Source organism: Paenibacillus sp. OK060 (genome assembly GCF_900101205.1).
GTDB classification, from domain to species: Bacteria; Bacillota; Bacilli; order Paenibacillales; family Paenibacillaceae; genus Paenibacillus; species Paenibacillus marchantiae.
Window position 1 is genome coordinate 1 of sequence record NZ_FNFR01000009.1, and the last position, 14,306, is coordinate 14,306.

The following is a 14,306-nucleotide window of genomic DNA, read 5'->3' on the forward strand; positions in this document are numbered from 1 at the left end:
AATCATACAGTCCGAAGACGTGTACCGATTTCTCAGCGTCGATCTTGCAAGCAAGATCGTTACTCACTCGTTGTTCAGTTTTCAAAGATCAAACTCGATTTGCGTTACTCTTTTTCGTCTCAACCGTGTTTTCGGCGGCGACTTAAATAATGTATCACATCTCGTTTGTTTTCGTCAAGAACTTTTTTTAATTTCTTTTTTTGAAGCTTCCGTTCTTCACTAATTCCTATGCAGAATTTATCATTTGTTGACGATAAGCTCGTTTGAGGAACGAAATATAATGTATCATATTTCCTGAATAAGAGTCAACCTCTTTTTATAAATTATTAAACAAACAAAAAAGGAAGGTTTCCCCTCCCACTTTATAATCCATATAACGTCAGGCTTCACGAGTAACTACGCCTCAATCCAATAGCGGATTTCCCGCCCATCTCCTCCTATAAAGGATGGCCATCCTGCCGATTCTTTTACTATAGAACGAAACACCAGCTTACGAAGGATAAGCGGCAAATCCTCCCGTACGAATCTCAACTGTGGATGATGGACAAGTTCATCCATACCCCACGGCTCTCTTCGACTTCCAAGCACACGCAGAAGCATTCCAGAGCAATCGCTCATTTTGGACATCACTGAGAATTCACAAGCAAGCAGCACAAGCTCAACTCTCTGTTCCAGAGTCTCTGAACTTACTGTAAGCTCCTGATAGAGCTTCCACAAAGCACGATCCAAACTCTGCACATGTGTCCAGACCGCATGATCTGGGTAGATCCCCTGTTCAATAAGTACAATTCTTGCCCAGTTCCCCAGAGCCTCAAGTACATTGTAATAGGCATCAACAACATGGCCCTCTTGAATGTAACGTTTGGCTTCCACATACATTCTCAAAAAACTGGCGAATTCATGTAGCAGCTTTTGCTCACGCAGTTCGGTTCCAAAAGCAGATAGTTCCTCTCGCAAATCACTCAAGGCGTTATCCGCTTCCCAGATGATCTCACCTTCAATTAGGCACTGCATGATGTTATTGTTATCCCCCGTGATTACACTGCTCTGCAGCTCATGACGGCTGACATAGATTATTTGATAACGAAGATCACCATATTTGTAGTGTCCAACCTTGGATATCAACTGGTCGGTATTATGAACAACAAGTACGAGCAATTCAAAATCCTGGATTAGGGAGCCGTGGAATCGCTCTCCCGGGTGGGAATAAGCGATAGCCCCAACTGCCCCTGTCTCTTCCGACTGTTCGGACAAAAAAGCAAGGTTCTTTAGTTCCACGATTCCCTCCATACAATTCATGGCAGATAAGCGCCAAGTCAGTTATAATGTAATTCTACATGTAGGCTGAAGTTTCCTTCTTATCCAGGTCCGATACTACTCATACGATAGGAGCATTTTTCATGATTTTTAAATCAGCAAAAATTAATGCTTTTCGCACTTGGGGACTACTGCTTACCATGCTAGGCATGGGCCTAATGGTACTGGGAACTGCCGGAATTGTGTTCTGGGGACACGCAGGCAAAGTATTTGCCGCTGTGGGACTCGTCATCGGCCTGATCGCCATGATGGCTAGTCTGGCCATTTATTTCTGGGCTGGTATGCTTTCCACAAGCGCAGTACAAGTGGACTGTCCGGAATGTGGCAAGTTAACCAAAATGCTCGGCAAGACGGATCGTTGTATGTTCTGTCACACCATCCTTACCCTGGACCCTAATCAGGCCAATACTACCAGTTCACAACTGAAAGCGCATTCCACACCTCCATCCCCTTCGGACACAGATCATGGCATGAGTTCCAACAGCTAGATTTTCTTTTCATCAAAGCCCAGAGACAGAAAAAAGGCCCGGTATCTTCACCGGACCTTTTTTTGAATTTCAGAAGCACTTTTAAATTAATTAATATATAAGTTCAAAGAGAGCTATTTCATGTTTATTTCGAATACCCTGCCTGTTTTAGCGTCTCCCATGCTGATGCATCGGCGAAGCTTCGATTCCATGCAGCTACTCCACCCAATTTCAACGAAGCAACCAAATCAACACGTGCCTGAAGCGAAACGGCATCTTCTATCCAGATTTTCTTAGTGGCCCCATCCTCGGAATATTCCACATAATTCTGTCCGCTTTGTTTATCCAGAACAGGTTTGAGTTTCTTTTCCTTGATCAGCTCTGCGACGGTGCTCATGCCTACCGCTTTGGAAGACACTTTCACTTCTCCTTGATCATTGGTCTCTTCCGTCCAGATTCGAGTATATAGCGGCACAGCCATAATCAATTTGTTCGATGGTACTTCATCCTCTTCCAGGATCTTTCTCATAGAAGACTCGGTCCAAGGAAGCGAGGCAACCGAACCGGCCTTTGGACTCGCAGCCCAGTGCTCGTCATACGCCATAACGACAATATAATCGGCAAAAGAGCCTAACGAGCGACGATCCAGAAAAGCAGACCACATCTCACTGTTCGATTTCGGCGTCACATCAACCGAGAGCATCAAACCATGAATGCGCGCCATTGCTTTGATTTCGCGGACAAATTGAGTGATATTCGGTCCATCGTCTGTATAGACATTCTCAAAGTCAATGTTAATGCCGTCCAAATGATACGTCTGTGCATACTCCAGCATCTGCTCTATAATACGCGTACGTGTCTCATATGAGGCCACGGCTTCTTTCGTAACATCCGGATCAAAGCTGTTATCCATCAAGCCCCATACTTCCATGCCGGAATGGTGAGCCCAGTTGACGTATGCTTTATCCCCTTTACTTTTTACGTTGCCTTGTCCATCTGTAATATGGAACCATGTGGGGCTTACCACATTAACTCCAGGCATCTTGCCAATCGAAGACACATCAGGCTGTCGGTTGTATACGGCTTCCCAAACCAGGTTGACCGGTTTATTCTGCCACTTTTTCTCCGCCGCAGTCAGGGTAAATTTAGGCTTGTCCAGTTCCTTTACCTCCGTAAGAGTGACATACTTATTAGCCACATAACCGGCATAACCATTATCCAACTGAACAAAGCTCTGGTCATCACCTGTCTGCCATACCCTTACTCGTGCGTCCTGCTCCATATCGGCGATGATGGGAGAAGATTCTCCCCCGCGTTTGTACAAAGGAACCGTTTTGTCTGCCTTGGAAGACAATGTATTAATCTCCGCATACTGAATCGTGTCACCTCCACGCATCAGCAGAACGGCACCCGTTGTAACATCTTCCTGTATAGCTATCCCATATACTTCTTTCAATGGTTTGAGCGGAATATAAGCTTCCCCCCCAACCACCTCCGGTTTAACCGTCATGGGATAATCTCGATGATTAAGTTCCGCTTTCGTACTGCCTTCCTTCATATGGAGTACTCGCTGCGGTGTTGCAATAATGATATCTCCTGTGTCTGCTTCATAACGTATTCCGGAATCGATCGCCTCTTGCAGCACCGATACGGGCAATTTAAGCTGATCTCCCGTTCCTGAAGCCTCGCCATCCATCAATTGTCCGTCTACAAAAATAGGTTGATTCATACCAATCCAGTCGGGGTCTTCGTGAATCTGATTAAGCCAAACATTCGTTATTAGCCAATAAGCACCGCCTGCAACAACACAGGCAGCCAAAAATCCAGGCCAGAACGAGCGGCGCTTCTGACGTGTATATCTGCTTTTTCTACTCAAACGTCTACCTCCGTTAATCATGCTGAATCATGAAATAGCTAAACTGCTGAAGACTATATACATTCTATCGTCCTAAAAACAAAAAACGTGAAGAATCCAAACTGAATTCTGCACGTTAATATTGTAATTCATCTCTCTTAATCCCTGCAACTTTTACAAACACCATATACTTCCAACCGGTGACCATGTACTTCAAATCCTGTACTTGACTCCGCCTGGAGCTCCACGCTTTTTAGCGAAGGATAACTAAAATCTTCAATCTTGCCGCATTTATCACAGATAACATGGTAATGATCCGTCACATTGGCATCGAAGCGACTTGAGTTATCCCCGTATGTCAACTCCCGGACCATGCCCGCTTCCAGAAACATCTTCAAATTGTTATATACAGTCGCCACGCTCATACTGGGAAACTGGGGTTCAAGCGCACGGTAAATTTCATCGGCTGTCGGATGCCCCATGGATTCCATCAGATAGTTCAATATGGCATGACGCTGGGGTGTAATACGGACACCGGTCGTTTTCAGATGCTCCAACGCATGTTGGACACGTGTTGCCATAAAACCCACCGCCTTACCTTTCATTACTCTGCAGAGACAGAATGTATGATCACATGTTCTCTTCATTCAGAGTTGATCCTCGGCTGGAACAACGACATTACATTTTCCTGCCGTGTAACCTTGCCAGTTTATATTTATTGTACGGCGATTGCAAGTTTATTGTCAACGCACCAGTCAGGGAACTTCGGACGTTTGGTCTTGGGAATTCTGTCCGTCTTCGGTCATTTGTTCCAAGTTATTGTCTGTATCTTCCGAATCCAATGAATTCGTTCCAACAGGAGGCACTGCAGGATTACGATCAATAGTAAGGTCGCTGTTACCTTCAACTTTAACCGTATATTCTCCTTCACCAAGCTGGCCCTCAATCGTTTTATTCTTCACTTTAAACGGCAGATCCGTTTGCAGATCTCCATAACTGCTGGAACCACTGAGGCTATAATCCCCCCGCTCCGGAAGCAGAATGTTAATAGCACCTACAGCGCTATAAACGTCCCAGTCACCGCCTACTTTGGCGGAAACAATACTTATACTCCCATTGAGGGATTGAGCTTTAACTGCCAAACTTGCGCCGTCTACATTGATATTTCCGTTTCGGGTATCCGCTGTGATCTCTCCGACGGAGTCCGTGATGTTAATACTTCCGACTTGTGTAGTCAGATTCACATTTCCAGAAACCCCACGGGCCTTCATGTCCCCACGATTACTGTTCAAGTCCACATTTCCGATCGCATTTGCCACAACGACATCACCATTCAGCGTTTTACCGGAAATATCACCTACGGCATTCGTAATTCTTATCCGTCCATTTCCGGTCTCGGCCAAAATGGTACTAATGGCTTCCGGACGATTCAACAATATGGCTCCATTGGACGTCCGAATATCGAGATTGAAACGACGATCATCCGGGATCGTTATGGTGATATTCATCCGCGGCTGTGTTTTCTCGTTCTCTCCATACGTTTTGCCTGTAGTCTTGATATGAATCACTTTTGTCCCGTCTGCCTCAACAAAAGAAGCGTCCGCCACTGCTTTGGCTTGTACTTCAGTTGTCTGATCCACCCAAACTACCGTGCGCACTTCAATCTCTTCCGTATCCCCCCGCTGTATCGAGATATCCCCGTTCACTCCCTCAACAACAAGGTCCGATGTATCCATACCTACAGGCACCCGAATCGTGCCCTTATCTTCCATATATCCTGCTGCCTGACTATAGTCCATGGATGCCGCTCCGAGATTAAGACTCACCCTGTTCCACAAATGCATATAATGATCCTGCTCAGAAACGATAAATACAGAAGCCGTCAGGACAAGGGACGTCAGGATGCCCTTCGCATCAGGTCTGAAGCGCATTTTAATTTTCTCACCTTGGTTGTCTGAACCTGCATTCCCTCTTCGACGTGTCACTAAGAACAACAGTATGTATTCTACACCTAACACAACGAGCAAGAGGGGCCACCAATCGACCATCTCATATACATAGTCCGTTCCCCACCGTTTATCCAAAATCAACAGCACACCGACAGCTACGAGTAAGGCGGCAGCCGTATAGCGGCCGACCCGGACTTTACGGTTCATGGCTATCCCTCCTTGAATAGTTCACATTAGATTTTCTTCTTGCGAAGCATGACCCAGATTTCCCGTCCGAAAAGGATTAGTCCTCCTGCGATCATCAGAACAGCAAAAGTGTATCCGCCATACACAGCGATTAACTCTTTAAACCAACGTGGTTTACGAAAGAACAATACCAGCAGCGATCCCCCTACAATCAGGAGCAATCCAAACGAAATGCCTCTTTCCCACACCATCATGGCTTCCCCTGCAGAACGTTCATTAGGAATGGGCTTGTCCGAGCTATTGTGGGTAACCGCTCTTCTCCTGCGCATCATCACCCAGTCCGCAGATTGCAATACGTCGAATACATTGTAAAAGTAAATCACCGGAATAAACAACGCCAACAGGATAAGCAATGGTACATTGATCTGTATTCCAATGGTTGAGAAGTACAAGAGTGCTGACAAGTCCAGAAGTACAAGCATCATGAAAGTCAGACCTCTCATGTATAATCGGAGATAAATATGGCCCAGACCCGGAATAACCGCACTTAGTAACCCGGCAATAAACTTGTGAGTTCGATTTCGGACAGGTTTTCCGCGCGTTCCGCTGGAAGTATTGTTCGAATGACGTTTCCGTTTCATAAACGACTCCTTTCTTCCGGGCTGATGTTCCCGCTCTTCATGCATTTGGTTAGATAGTACCCTAAAGAGCCGGGAGAGTAACTGGAAGAAATATGGTTATGAGCAAAAACCCTCCGGCACTAAAGGCCTCAGAGGGTTTAATTCAATTATTCGACTGACACTTTCGTTACATGTTCCCACTGTCTTAACTTGGATACGAGATGCACTGCACTCAATTCATGTGGCATGTAGACATGCAGCACAATTTCAATTTTGCGTTCAACCGATATCATTTCAGCATAAGCCAAATCCTGTTCATTCACCGTTATTTTACGGATTTTGATCTTCTCCTGCTCCATAAATGAAGATACCTGTTCCAGAAAACCGGGCTCAGACAAAGTATGAAGTGTAACGACATGCAGTTTGTTTCCCCGTATATACCTAAGCTCCAACTTGTTGAATACCCAGAGATTAAGTAATACCAGGACGGTTGACACGATGGAGGCAAAAAAGAATCCTGCGCCTGTTGCCAGTCCGATAGCTGCCACAACCCAAATGGAAGCCGCCGTTGTCAGTCCGGTAATCGACTTGCCGGTAAAAAGAATCGTGCCCGCTCCGAGAAATCCAACGCCTGTAATAACGGCTGTAGCCAGACGAGCCGGATCAATCCTTACGTTTAATTCATTTGCAAAATCTTTAAAACCATAAATAGACAACATCATGATCAGTGCAGATCCAAGACATACCAGAATATGGGTACGCAGACCAGCAGCATGATTGGAACGCTCCCGCTCCAGGCCTACAAGCCCTCCAAGCAGCATAGCCAGTAATAATCGCAATAAAATGTGCCACTCATCTATTAACCAGGGATTGCCCAAAGCCGGTATTCCTCCTCCAGTTGTTCACATCATTAATCTTTATTCTTATGAAATGTCGTTAATTCCACTCCAGGTGCAATCTGTACAACCTCCACTGGCTTAAAACCGAATTTGGTATACAATTTCACGGCTGGCTGGTTCAACGTTCCTGTGGAAACGATATAACGCGGAAGATCCGGATACTGTTCAAACACATACGTCATCAAAGCAGCAGCAATCCCTTTACGAAAATGATCAGGATGCACCATCATGCGTGTGATCGTCAATGTATTGATCTCTTCCTCATCCACCGCAATCGCACCAAGCAATTCCCCATCCGTGTCCAGATAGCCATAGAAAGTCTCTCCACAGTTCTGAAGTGTCTCCATCGTATCCATCAAAGGCGGAATTTCCTGGAACCCGATGATCTCGGCTTCGAGCCGATAAGCTACATGCTGCAGTCGCCAGAGCTGCCCTACTGTCTCCAGATCATTCAATGACAAAGATTGAATCTTCATAACCTACCTCATCTCCTTCGTACGTCCACTGAATCCAGGACAATAAAATCAAACTTATGCCCTAACAAAAAGAGGCTGTCACAGGGACGAGCCTCTTTCTGTCCGGCCTCACCGGATGGATTAGCGGTTCAGTACATCTGTAAGCAGTTGATTGGCTAGTCCCGGATTGGCTTTGCCTTTGCTTTCTTTCATGACTTGACCAACGAGGAAGCCAATGGCCTTCTGCTTACCAGCCTTGTAATCTTCCACGGATTGCGGGTTGTTCGCAACAACCTGCTCCACAATCGCGAGAATGGCACCTGAGTCACTAATCTGGACCAGACCTTTTTCTTCAACAATTTGCTGTGGAAGCTTGCCGCTCTCGAGCATTTCCTTAAATACCGTTTTGGCGATTTTACTGTTAATTGTACCTTTTTCAAGCAATCCAATCATCTCACCCAGACCTTGGCCAGTCAGTGGCACCTGAGTCAATTCAAGGTTGCTGGTATTCAAATAACCAAGCAAATCACCCATAATCCAGTTGGATACGGCTTTGGCATCCTTGGTGTATTTCAGACTGTCTTCAAAAAGATCAGCGACCGCTTTGGAAGAGGTAATAACCTCAGCATCATAATTAGGCAGTCCATAATCAGCGGTATAGCGGGCTTTACGCTCGTCCGGAAGCTCCGGTATGGAAGCTCTGATTCGTTCTTTCCAGGCTGCATCGATATGCAGCTTCACCAAATCCGGATCTGGGAAATAACGATAGTCATGCGCCTGCTCTTTACCGCGCATCGACAGTGTTTTCCCTTGAGCCTCATCCCAGCGACGAGTTTCCTGAACCACTTCACCGCCATCGTCCAAAATTTCCGCTTGACGATACTGTTCATATTCCAGACCACGCTGAACGCCCCGGAAGGAGTTCATGTTTTTCAGTTCAGCTCTCGTTCCAAGCTTCTCCTGTCCATGCGGACGCAAACTAATGTTGGCATCACAACGCAGTGAGCCTTCTTCCATCTTCACGTCGGATACATCACAGTACTGCATGATGGCACGCAATTTCTCCAGATATGCACGAGCTTCCTCCGGAGAAGAAATCTCCGGCTCAGAGACAATCTCCACGAGCGGCGTACCAACACGGTTGAAATCGACCAATGAAGCATAGCCGCCGTCCACGTGGGTAAGCTTCCCTGCATCTTCTTCCAGATGAAGACGCGTAATGCCGATTCGCTTCGTTTCACCGTTGACTTCAATATCGATCCAGCCATTCTCACCAATCGGTTGATCGAATTGTGAGATCTGATAAGCTTTCGGAGAATCGGGATAGAAGTAGTTTTTGCGGTCAAACTTGCTGACATCAGCAACAGTGCAGTTAAGGGCCATGGCTGCTTTCATCGCGTAATCTACAGCCTGGCGATTCAATACAGGCAATACGCCTGGATGTCCGAGACAGACCGGACAAGTATGTGTATTTGGCGGAGCTCCAAAGGCAGTGGAGCAGCCGCAAAAGATTTTGGAGTTTGTATGCAACTCGACATGGACTTCAAGTCCAACGACCGTTTCATATTTAGATGCGGACATTTCTATATTCCTCCGTTCCGGGCAGTCTACAGCTGCGGACGCTGCTTGTGGAATTCCGTATTTTGTTCAAACGCATGCGCTACGCGCAGTACGGTCGTTTCATCAAAAGCTTTACCGATAATCTGCATGCCAACAGGCAGTCCATCCGAGAATCCGCAAGGGATGCTGACTGCAGGTACACCAGCCAGGCTGACAGGGATAGTCAGAATGTCGTTGAGATACATCGTAAGTGGGTCATCGACTTGGGATCCAAGTTTGAATGCCGTTGTTGGCGCAGTTGGCCCAATGATGACATCATATTTAGCAAATACGTCGTCGAAATCCTGTTTGATCAACGTACGCACTTTCTGAGCTTTCAAATAATACGCATCGTAGTAACCCGAGCTGAGTGCATAGGTTCCAAGCATGATGCGTCGTTTCACTTCAGGACCAAAACCTTGACTACGGGATTGGTGATACAGATCCAGCAAGTTTTCCGGATTGTCTGCACGAACACCATAACGTACGCCGTCGAAACGAGCCAGGTTCGAAGAAGCCTCCGAGGAAGCGAGTAGATAATACGTAGCCACCGCATATTCGGTATGCGGAAGGGATACTTCTTCCCATGTTGCGCCGAGTCCTTCGAGGACTTTCAGGGCAGACAGGACGGTTTCTTTAACTTGAGGATCAACGCCTTCACCAATGTATTCCTTCGGAACAGCAATGCGAAGTCCTTTGACATCCCCTGTCAGTCCGCTCAAGTAATCCGGGATATCCACTTTCGCGGATGTCGAATCTTTGGCGTCATAACCAGCAATGGCTTGCAGCACATAGGCAGAATCCTCGACATTTTTCGTCAAAGGTCCAATTTGATCCAGGGAAGATGCGAATGCAACCAGACCAAAGCGGGAAACGAGTCCGTAGGTAGGTTTCAAACCAACAACGCCGCAATAGGATGCAGGCTGTCTGATCGAGCCCCCTGTATCTGATCCCAATGTGAAATAAGCTTCTCCTGCCGCAACAGCCGCAGCAGATCCACCACTGGAGCCGCCTGGAACACGATCGAGTGCCCATGGGTTACGTACAGGGTAGAAGCTTGAATTTTCATTAGAGCCGCCCATGGCGAATTCGTCCATGTTCAGCTTCCCGATCGTCACGGTATCCGCCGCTTTCAGCTTCTCGACAACCGTTGCATCATACACCGGGTCGAAATTGCGCAAAAACTGGCTGCCGCATGTTGTACGCAGTCCGTTCGTAACGATGTTGTCCTTAATGCCGACTGGCAGACCGAAAAGCAAACCTTTCTCCTCACCGCTGACGAGACGATCATCCAGTTGACGTGCACGAGCACGTGCTTGTTCTTCATCCAGCGCCAGATAAGCCTTAACCTTTTCATCCCGTTCACCAATGTTCTGATATGCCTGATTCACCAGATCGCTGACCGACAGCTCCTTGGCGTGCAGCTTGTTATGTATCTCCGGCAACGATTGTTCAAATAAACTCACGTAATTCGTCCTCCTTCCGGTTATCCGTTATTCCATTACAGCAGGCACTTTGAATTGCCCGTCTTCTTCATCTGGTGCATTGCGCATGACCTGTTCAATCGACAGACTTTCCTTCGTCTCATCTTCACGCATCACATTGCTGACGTGCAGCACGTGAGTGGTAGGCTCAATGTTCTCTGTATCCAGTTCATTCAGCTTCTCAGCATATTTTAAAATCGCGTTCAGCTGCCCTGTCAGGGTTTGCTCTTCTTCAGCAGTCAAATTAAGCCGGGCCAGCTTGGCCACATGCTGAACGTCATTATTCGAAATACTCATTTCCGGATGCCTCCTTCATTCGTTCTAATTCCTGAAACCGCCGAAAACGAATCGTCCGTTTAACGGGCTAAAGTCCCAAGATAACTTTTTTCATTATAGGTGAGATAGTTCGACAATTCAATGCAAATGACCCGAGTTACCGAATATGCAAAATAACACCACATCAGGGGAGTCTTCCTTTAATGCGAATTTCAAAACCTATTAACTGAATTTTTACGCGTTAACCAGGATAATGAGGAGCTTCAACGTTCATATGTTCCAGTCTAATCAAAAAAGAGCCGGCATCAGCCGACTCTTAAAATTCTAAATCCATGCACGCAGGTTAACCTGCTTTATAAAATCCGCCTGGGACATAACATCGTTCGCGGTTTCCTCTTCCTCTTCCACAGCTTGAAAATCTCCGTTCATCAGATGATGAAACAGTTTCTCATTGTGTGTCGCAAGGGCGTAATCTATCAACGCTTCTCGCTCGACCCGCTCAGCTTCCTGCTTCAGCAGAACCTCTTCTAGATCGACGTCGCCGGATGGAACAAAAAAGTTCCGATTCACCTGCGGCACTCGAAGCACGTAATCGAACGCATTGTCCGGATTCCGGTCATAAGCGATGATGAAACCATATTCCCCCACAGGAAGATTCTGCTCAAACGCATCCGCGACGATGACAACCTTCTCTCCTAATCGCAGCATCGTCTAACCTCCTGGTAGTCTATCTTTTTATTATTTGTATAGTCTACTAGAAAAGAATAGCGCTGTCTACGATTACTAGAATTAAACAAAACATTTGTGCAAAATCTTTTTTCCAACCCGTGAACTCTATGATTTGTCCGACGTTTGCTTAGGGGGTCTGCGATCTGCTCGCACCACAATGAACCAATATATGATCAAAGGTGTTGGGAATCCGGTAATGCCCCACAATCCCCATAACCAGGGGAAACGGCCACGTCTGCGTGCATCCTGAAAGATCCATGTTCCCTGTATTAGCAAAAGAACGGCAATCAGAATAAGCCATATGAGAGGAATCTCATTTAAAGAATAATGCAGATCATTCATGACGAGTCTCCTTCCGGCGTCTCCCTGACCAGATTACTCCCACGGCAATCGCTGCGCACAAGCTAATCGCCTGGATACCCAAATATAGAGCTGGAGCCGAATGGAACAATAAGGCACCAAAAGCGATAATGAACAATCCCACAATCCAGAAAAAAATCATTTCGATCCGATTGGCTCGTCGTCTCATTTGTTTTCGTTCCTTGACTTGGGCTTCAATGGAGGCTAATGAAGGAATGTTTACAGGCTCATACGCATCATCGAGCACTCTCATCTGTTGTTGCATCCGCTTCAGAATCTCTTGTTCATCCTGTTCCTCAGATCTGCTCATGCTCAACCCAGCTCCTTTCTCAATTGACGAAGGCCATAGGCAGTTCGAGACTTCGCCGTTCCGGATGGAATACCCAGCATTTCACCAATTTCATCATAGCCATAACCATAATAATGCTTCAGCAGGACGGCAATACGATGTTCTGGGGTTAACCTTGTCATGGCATCCATAACATCTGTCCATTCTTCATTCCGGCTCTCAAATTGCCACCGCAATTTCCGTACAGCCTGATTCCGAATGGCTTCCAGCCAAATCTGTTCTCTTCGCCTGCGCCTGGACTTGTCGATATATATACGGGTGGCAATCGTAATCATCCATGACGAAAAGGCAGACGAGCCATCGTATCTATAAATATTTTCCATACATCGAATCATCGTATCCTGCACCGTCTCCTCAGCAACGTTGGGGTCCATCGTTACTTTGACAAGATACTTATACACAAAGGCGTAGTGACGCTGCAGCAGTTCTGCCAGTGCACTGTCATCCCCCTGTATCGCTCTCTGTACCTCTTCCAGTTCGGCTGCCTCCATCTGCATCATCACCTGCTCTCCGCTCAGTCTTATGTTATTACGACAGGCTCTGCAGAAACGTTCAATTCAATCCAAAAAAAAATCTGAAGCCGACAATTTCCCGGGCAATCAGACTTCATTTCGGTAATCTTGCAGTTTGTCGAACCACGGTTGGTTGCGGGCTCCACTGCTTAATAAACGACTTCTCCATATATTTTGCTGTTGATCCTTGATTGGATTCATCTCATTATTCATGTAGTTATGTAGTTGAGGACGCTGAGTAACTGCTTCTATTCTGCCACTTTCCATTGCTAGACGGTTTTCTTCGATGATCAGGTTCTCGGCACGTTGTCCAAACTGAATCACTCGCTTTTTCTCCACTTCTAATTCCTCGCTCTCATTAGACGATCTTCTGTAGATACTTGTCAACGATCTGTATGTAGGGTTAAACGGATGTAACTTTGATAAAAAAGTAGCTGAAAACAAAAAAAGAACGCAAACCGGGTATAGACCACAGTCTGCGTGCTTCGCAAGTTAGGGTGTTTCTTTGTATTGCTTCAGTTAGATGGTGCTTTAACGCTTGTAACAACTAATTGCTATTCTAATGAAAAAGTTGTCACTTGTCCAGACTTTCTTCACATAAATTGTCGGATCATCTTGCAGACACGTAAGGATTGTTCTTCTTCTCATAACCGATTGTCGTTTTGGGACCATGACCTGGATACACTTTGACCTCATCCGCGAAGGTGTATAACTTGTTCTGGATGGAATCAATCAGATCCCGTTCACGACCTCCGGTCAGATCCGTTCTGCCTACACCCATACGGAACAGAACATCACCAGCAAACAGATCGTCACCACACAGCAGACTTACACTGCCTGGGGAGTGTCCCGGTGTATGGTACACTTTGAACGTATGACCAATAAAGTTCAGAGTCTGCCCTTCGTCCAAGGCATATTCAGCTGGATCTGTCGAAAGCGGCGGGGTAGCCTGCGGCCAGTTCAAAGAACCATTCAATTTCGGCGTCGTAAGCCAATCACTCTCCAAGTCATGCAAATAAACGGGACAGCCTTTCAATTGTCGAATTTCATCCACGCCGCCCATATGATCAAAATGTGCGTGAGTAAGCAGGATCGCTTCGATCTCCAGGTCCTGAATGGCTTTGAGTAATGAGCCCGGATTCATTCCAGGGTCAATGATTACGGCTTTACCTGGATCATCACCCTGCAACAGATACGCATTGGTCTGGAGCGGTCCCAAAGAAAATGTACGAATGTTAAGCATATCGGC

The 14,306-nt window shown here is 46.4% G+C and carries 17 protein-coding genes; 1 reads left to right on the plus strand and 16 read right to left on the minus strand.

What is annotated here, in order from left to right; translation table 11 throughout:
• Positions 1-396: 396 nt before the first annotated feature.
• Positions 397-1,278, minus strand: a complete 882-nt coding sequence (locus BLS14_RS26755; RefSeq protein ID WP_256336697.1) for a nucleotidyltransferase-like protein — start codon at positions 1,276-1,278, stop codon at positions 397-399.
• Positions 1,279-1,400: 122 nt separating this feature from the next.
• On the opposite strand from BLS14_RS26755, the gene BLS14_RS26760 reads away from it, so the two are divergent.
• A complete protein-coding gene (locus BLS14_RS26760) occupies positions 1,401-1,805 on the plus strand; it encodes a YgzB family protein (protein WP_053778954.1) in 405 nt (134 codons plus the stop codon).
• Positions 1,806-1,929: 124 nt separating this feature from the next.
• Here the strand turns inward: BLS14_RS26760 and BLS14_RS26765 are convergent, their stop codons facing one another.
• The 15 genes from BLS14_RS26765 to BLS14_RS26835 form a co-directional block, all read right to left on the minus strand.
• Complete coding sequence (locus BLS14_RS26765) at positions 1,930-3,660, minus strand: glycosyl hydrolase family 18 protein (RefSeq protein ID WP_090954747.1); 1,731 nt, start codon at positions 3,658-3,660, stop codon at positions 1,930-1,932.
• 137 nt (positions 3,661-3,797) lie between these two features.
• Complete coding sequence (gene perR / locus BLS14_RS26770) at positions 3,798-4,220, minus strand: peroxide-responsive transcriptional repressor PerR (RefSeq protein WP_024631328.1); 423 nt, start codon at positions 4,218-4,220, stop codon at positions 3,798-3,800.
• A 174-nt stretch (positions 4,221-4,394) separates the two neighbouring features.
• Complete coding sequence (locus BLS14_RS26775) at positions 4,395-5,795, minus strand: DUF4097 family beta strand repeat-containing protein (RefSeq protein WP_072735543.1); 1,401 nt, start codon at positions 5,793-5,795, stop codon at positions 4,395-4,397.
• A 26-nt stretch (positions 5,796-5,821) separates the two neighbouring features.
• Complete coding sequence (locus BLS14_RS26780; protein WP_090954749.1) at positions 5,822-6,415, minus strand: hypothetical protein; 594 nt, start codon at positions 6,413-6,415, stop codon at positions 5,822-5,824.
• Between the two features lie 146 nt (positions 6,416-6,561).
• On the minus strand, positions 6,562-7,272 hold the full coding sequence (locus tag BLS14_RS26785) for an MgtC/SapB family protein (protein WP_063566622.1): 711 nt from the start codon (positions 7,270-7,272) through the stop codon (positions 6,562-6,564).
• Between the two features lie 32 nt (positions 7,273-7,304).
• Positions 7,305-7,769 carry a GNAT family N-acetyltransferase gene (locus BLS14_RS26790; protein ID WP_063566621.1) on the minus strand — a complete coding sequence of 155 codons (465 nt, stop codon included), beginning with the start codon at positions 7,767-7,769 and terminating at the stop codon, positions 7,305-7,307.
• A 120-nt stretch (positions 7,770-7,889) separates the two neighbouring features.
• The gene (gene gatB / locus BLS14_RS26795) at positions 7,890-9,329 is read right to left on the minus strand and encodes an Asp-tRNA(Asn)/Glu-tRNA(Gln) amidotransferase subunit GatB (RefSeq protein ID WP_090954751.1); all 1,440 of its coding nucleotides are present in this window, start codon (positions 9,327-9,329) and stop codon (positions 7,890-7,892) included.
• A 26-nt stretch (positions 9,330-9,355) separates the two neighbouring features.
• On the minus strand, positions 9,356-10,813 hold the full coding sequence (gene gatA, locus BLS14_RS26800) for an Asp-tRNA(Asn)/Glu-tRNA(Gln) amidotransferase subunit GatA (RefSeq protein WP_064640573.1): 1,458 nt from the start codon (positions 10,811-10,813) through the stop codon (positions 9,356-9,358).
• Between the two features lie 27 nt (positions 10,814-10,840).
• Positions 10,841-11,128 (minus strand): Asp-tRNA(Asn)/Glu-tRNA(Gln) amidotransferase subunit GatC, encoded by a 288-nt coding sequence (gatC, locus tag BLS14_RS26805; protein WP_063566618.1) that lies wholly within the window; start codon positions 11,126-11,128, stop codon positions 10,841-10,843.
• A gap of 303 nt (positions 11,129-11,431) precedes the next feature.
• On the minus strand, positions 11,432-11,815 hold the full coding sequence (locus tag BLS14_RS26810; RefSeq protein WP_024631336.1) for a hypothetical protein: 384 nt from the start codon (positions 11,813-11,815) through the stop codon (positions 11,432-11,434).
• A 126-nt stretch (positions 11,816-11,941) separates the two neighbouring features.
• Positions 11,942-12,178: a hypothetical protein gene (locus BLS14_RS26815; protein ID WP_090811413.1), complete on the minus strand. Its 237-nt coding sequence runs from the start codon at positions 12,176-12,178 to the stop codon at positions 11,942-11,944.
• Positions 12,171-12,506 carry a YxlC family protein gene (locus tag BLS14_RS26820; RefSeq protein WP_072735545.1) on the minus strand — a complete coding sequence of 112 codons (336 nt, stop codon included), beginning with the start codon at positions 12,504-12,506 and terminating at the stop codon, positions 12,171-12,173. The genes BLS14_RS26815 and BLS14_RS26820 overlap by 8 nt, the downstream gene beginning before the upstream one ends.
• 2 nt (positions 12,507-12,508) lie before the next feature.
• Positions 12,509-13,045 (minus strand): RNA polymerase sigma factor SigY, encoded by a 537-nt coding sequence (gene sigY / locus BLS14_RS26825; RefSeq protein WP_231952702.1) that lies wholly within the window; start codon positions 13,043-13,045, stop codon positions 12,509-12,511.
• 99 nt (positions 13,046-13,144) lie between these two features.
• Positions 13,145-13,396 carry a hypothetical protein gene (locus BLS14_RS26830; RefSeq protein WP_143021589.1) on the minus strand — a complete coding sequence of 84 codons (252 nt, stop codon included), beginning with the start codon at positions 13,394-13,396 and terminating at the stop codon, positions 13,145-13,147.
• A 271-nt stretch (positions 13,397-13,667) separates the two neighbouring features.
• Positions 13,668-14,300 carry an MBL fold metallo-hydrolase gene (locus BLS14_RS26835; RefSeq protein ID WP_090954753.1) on the minus strand — a complete coding sequence of 211 codons (633 nt, stop codon included), beginning with the start codon at positions 14,298-14,300 and terminating at the stop codon, positions 13,668-13,670.
• Between the last annotated feature and the right edge of the window lie 6 nt (positions 14,301-14,306).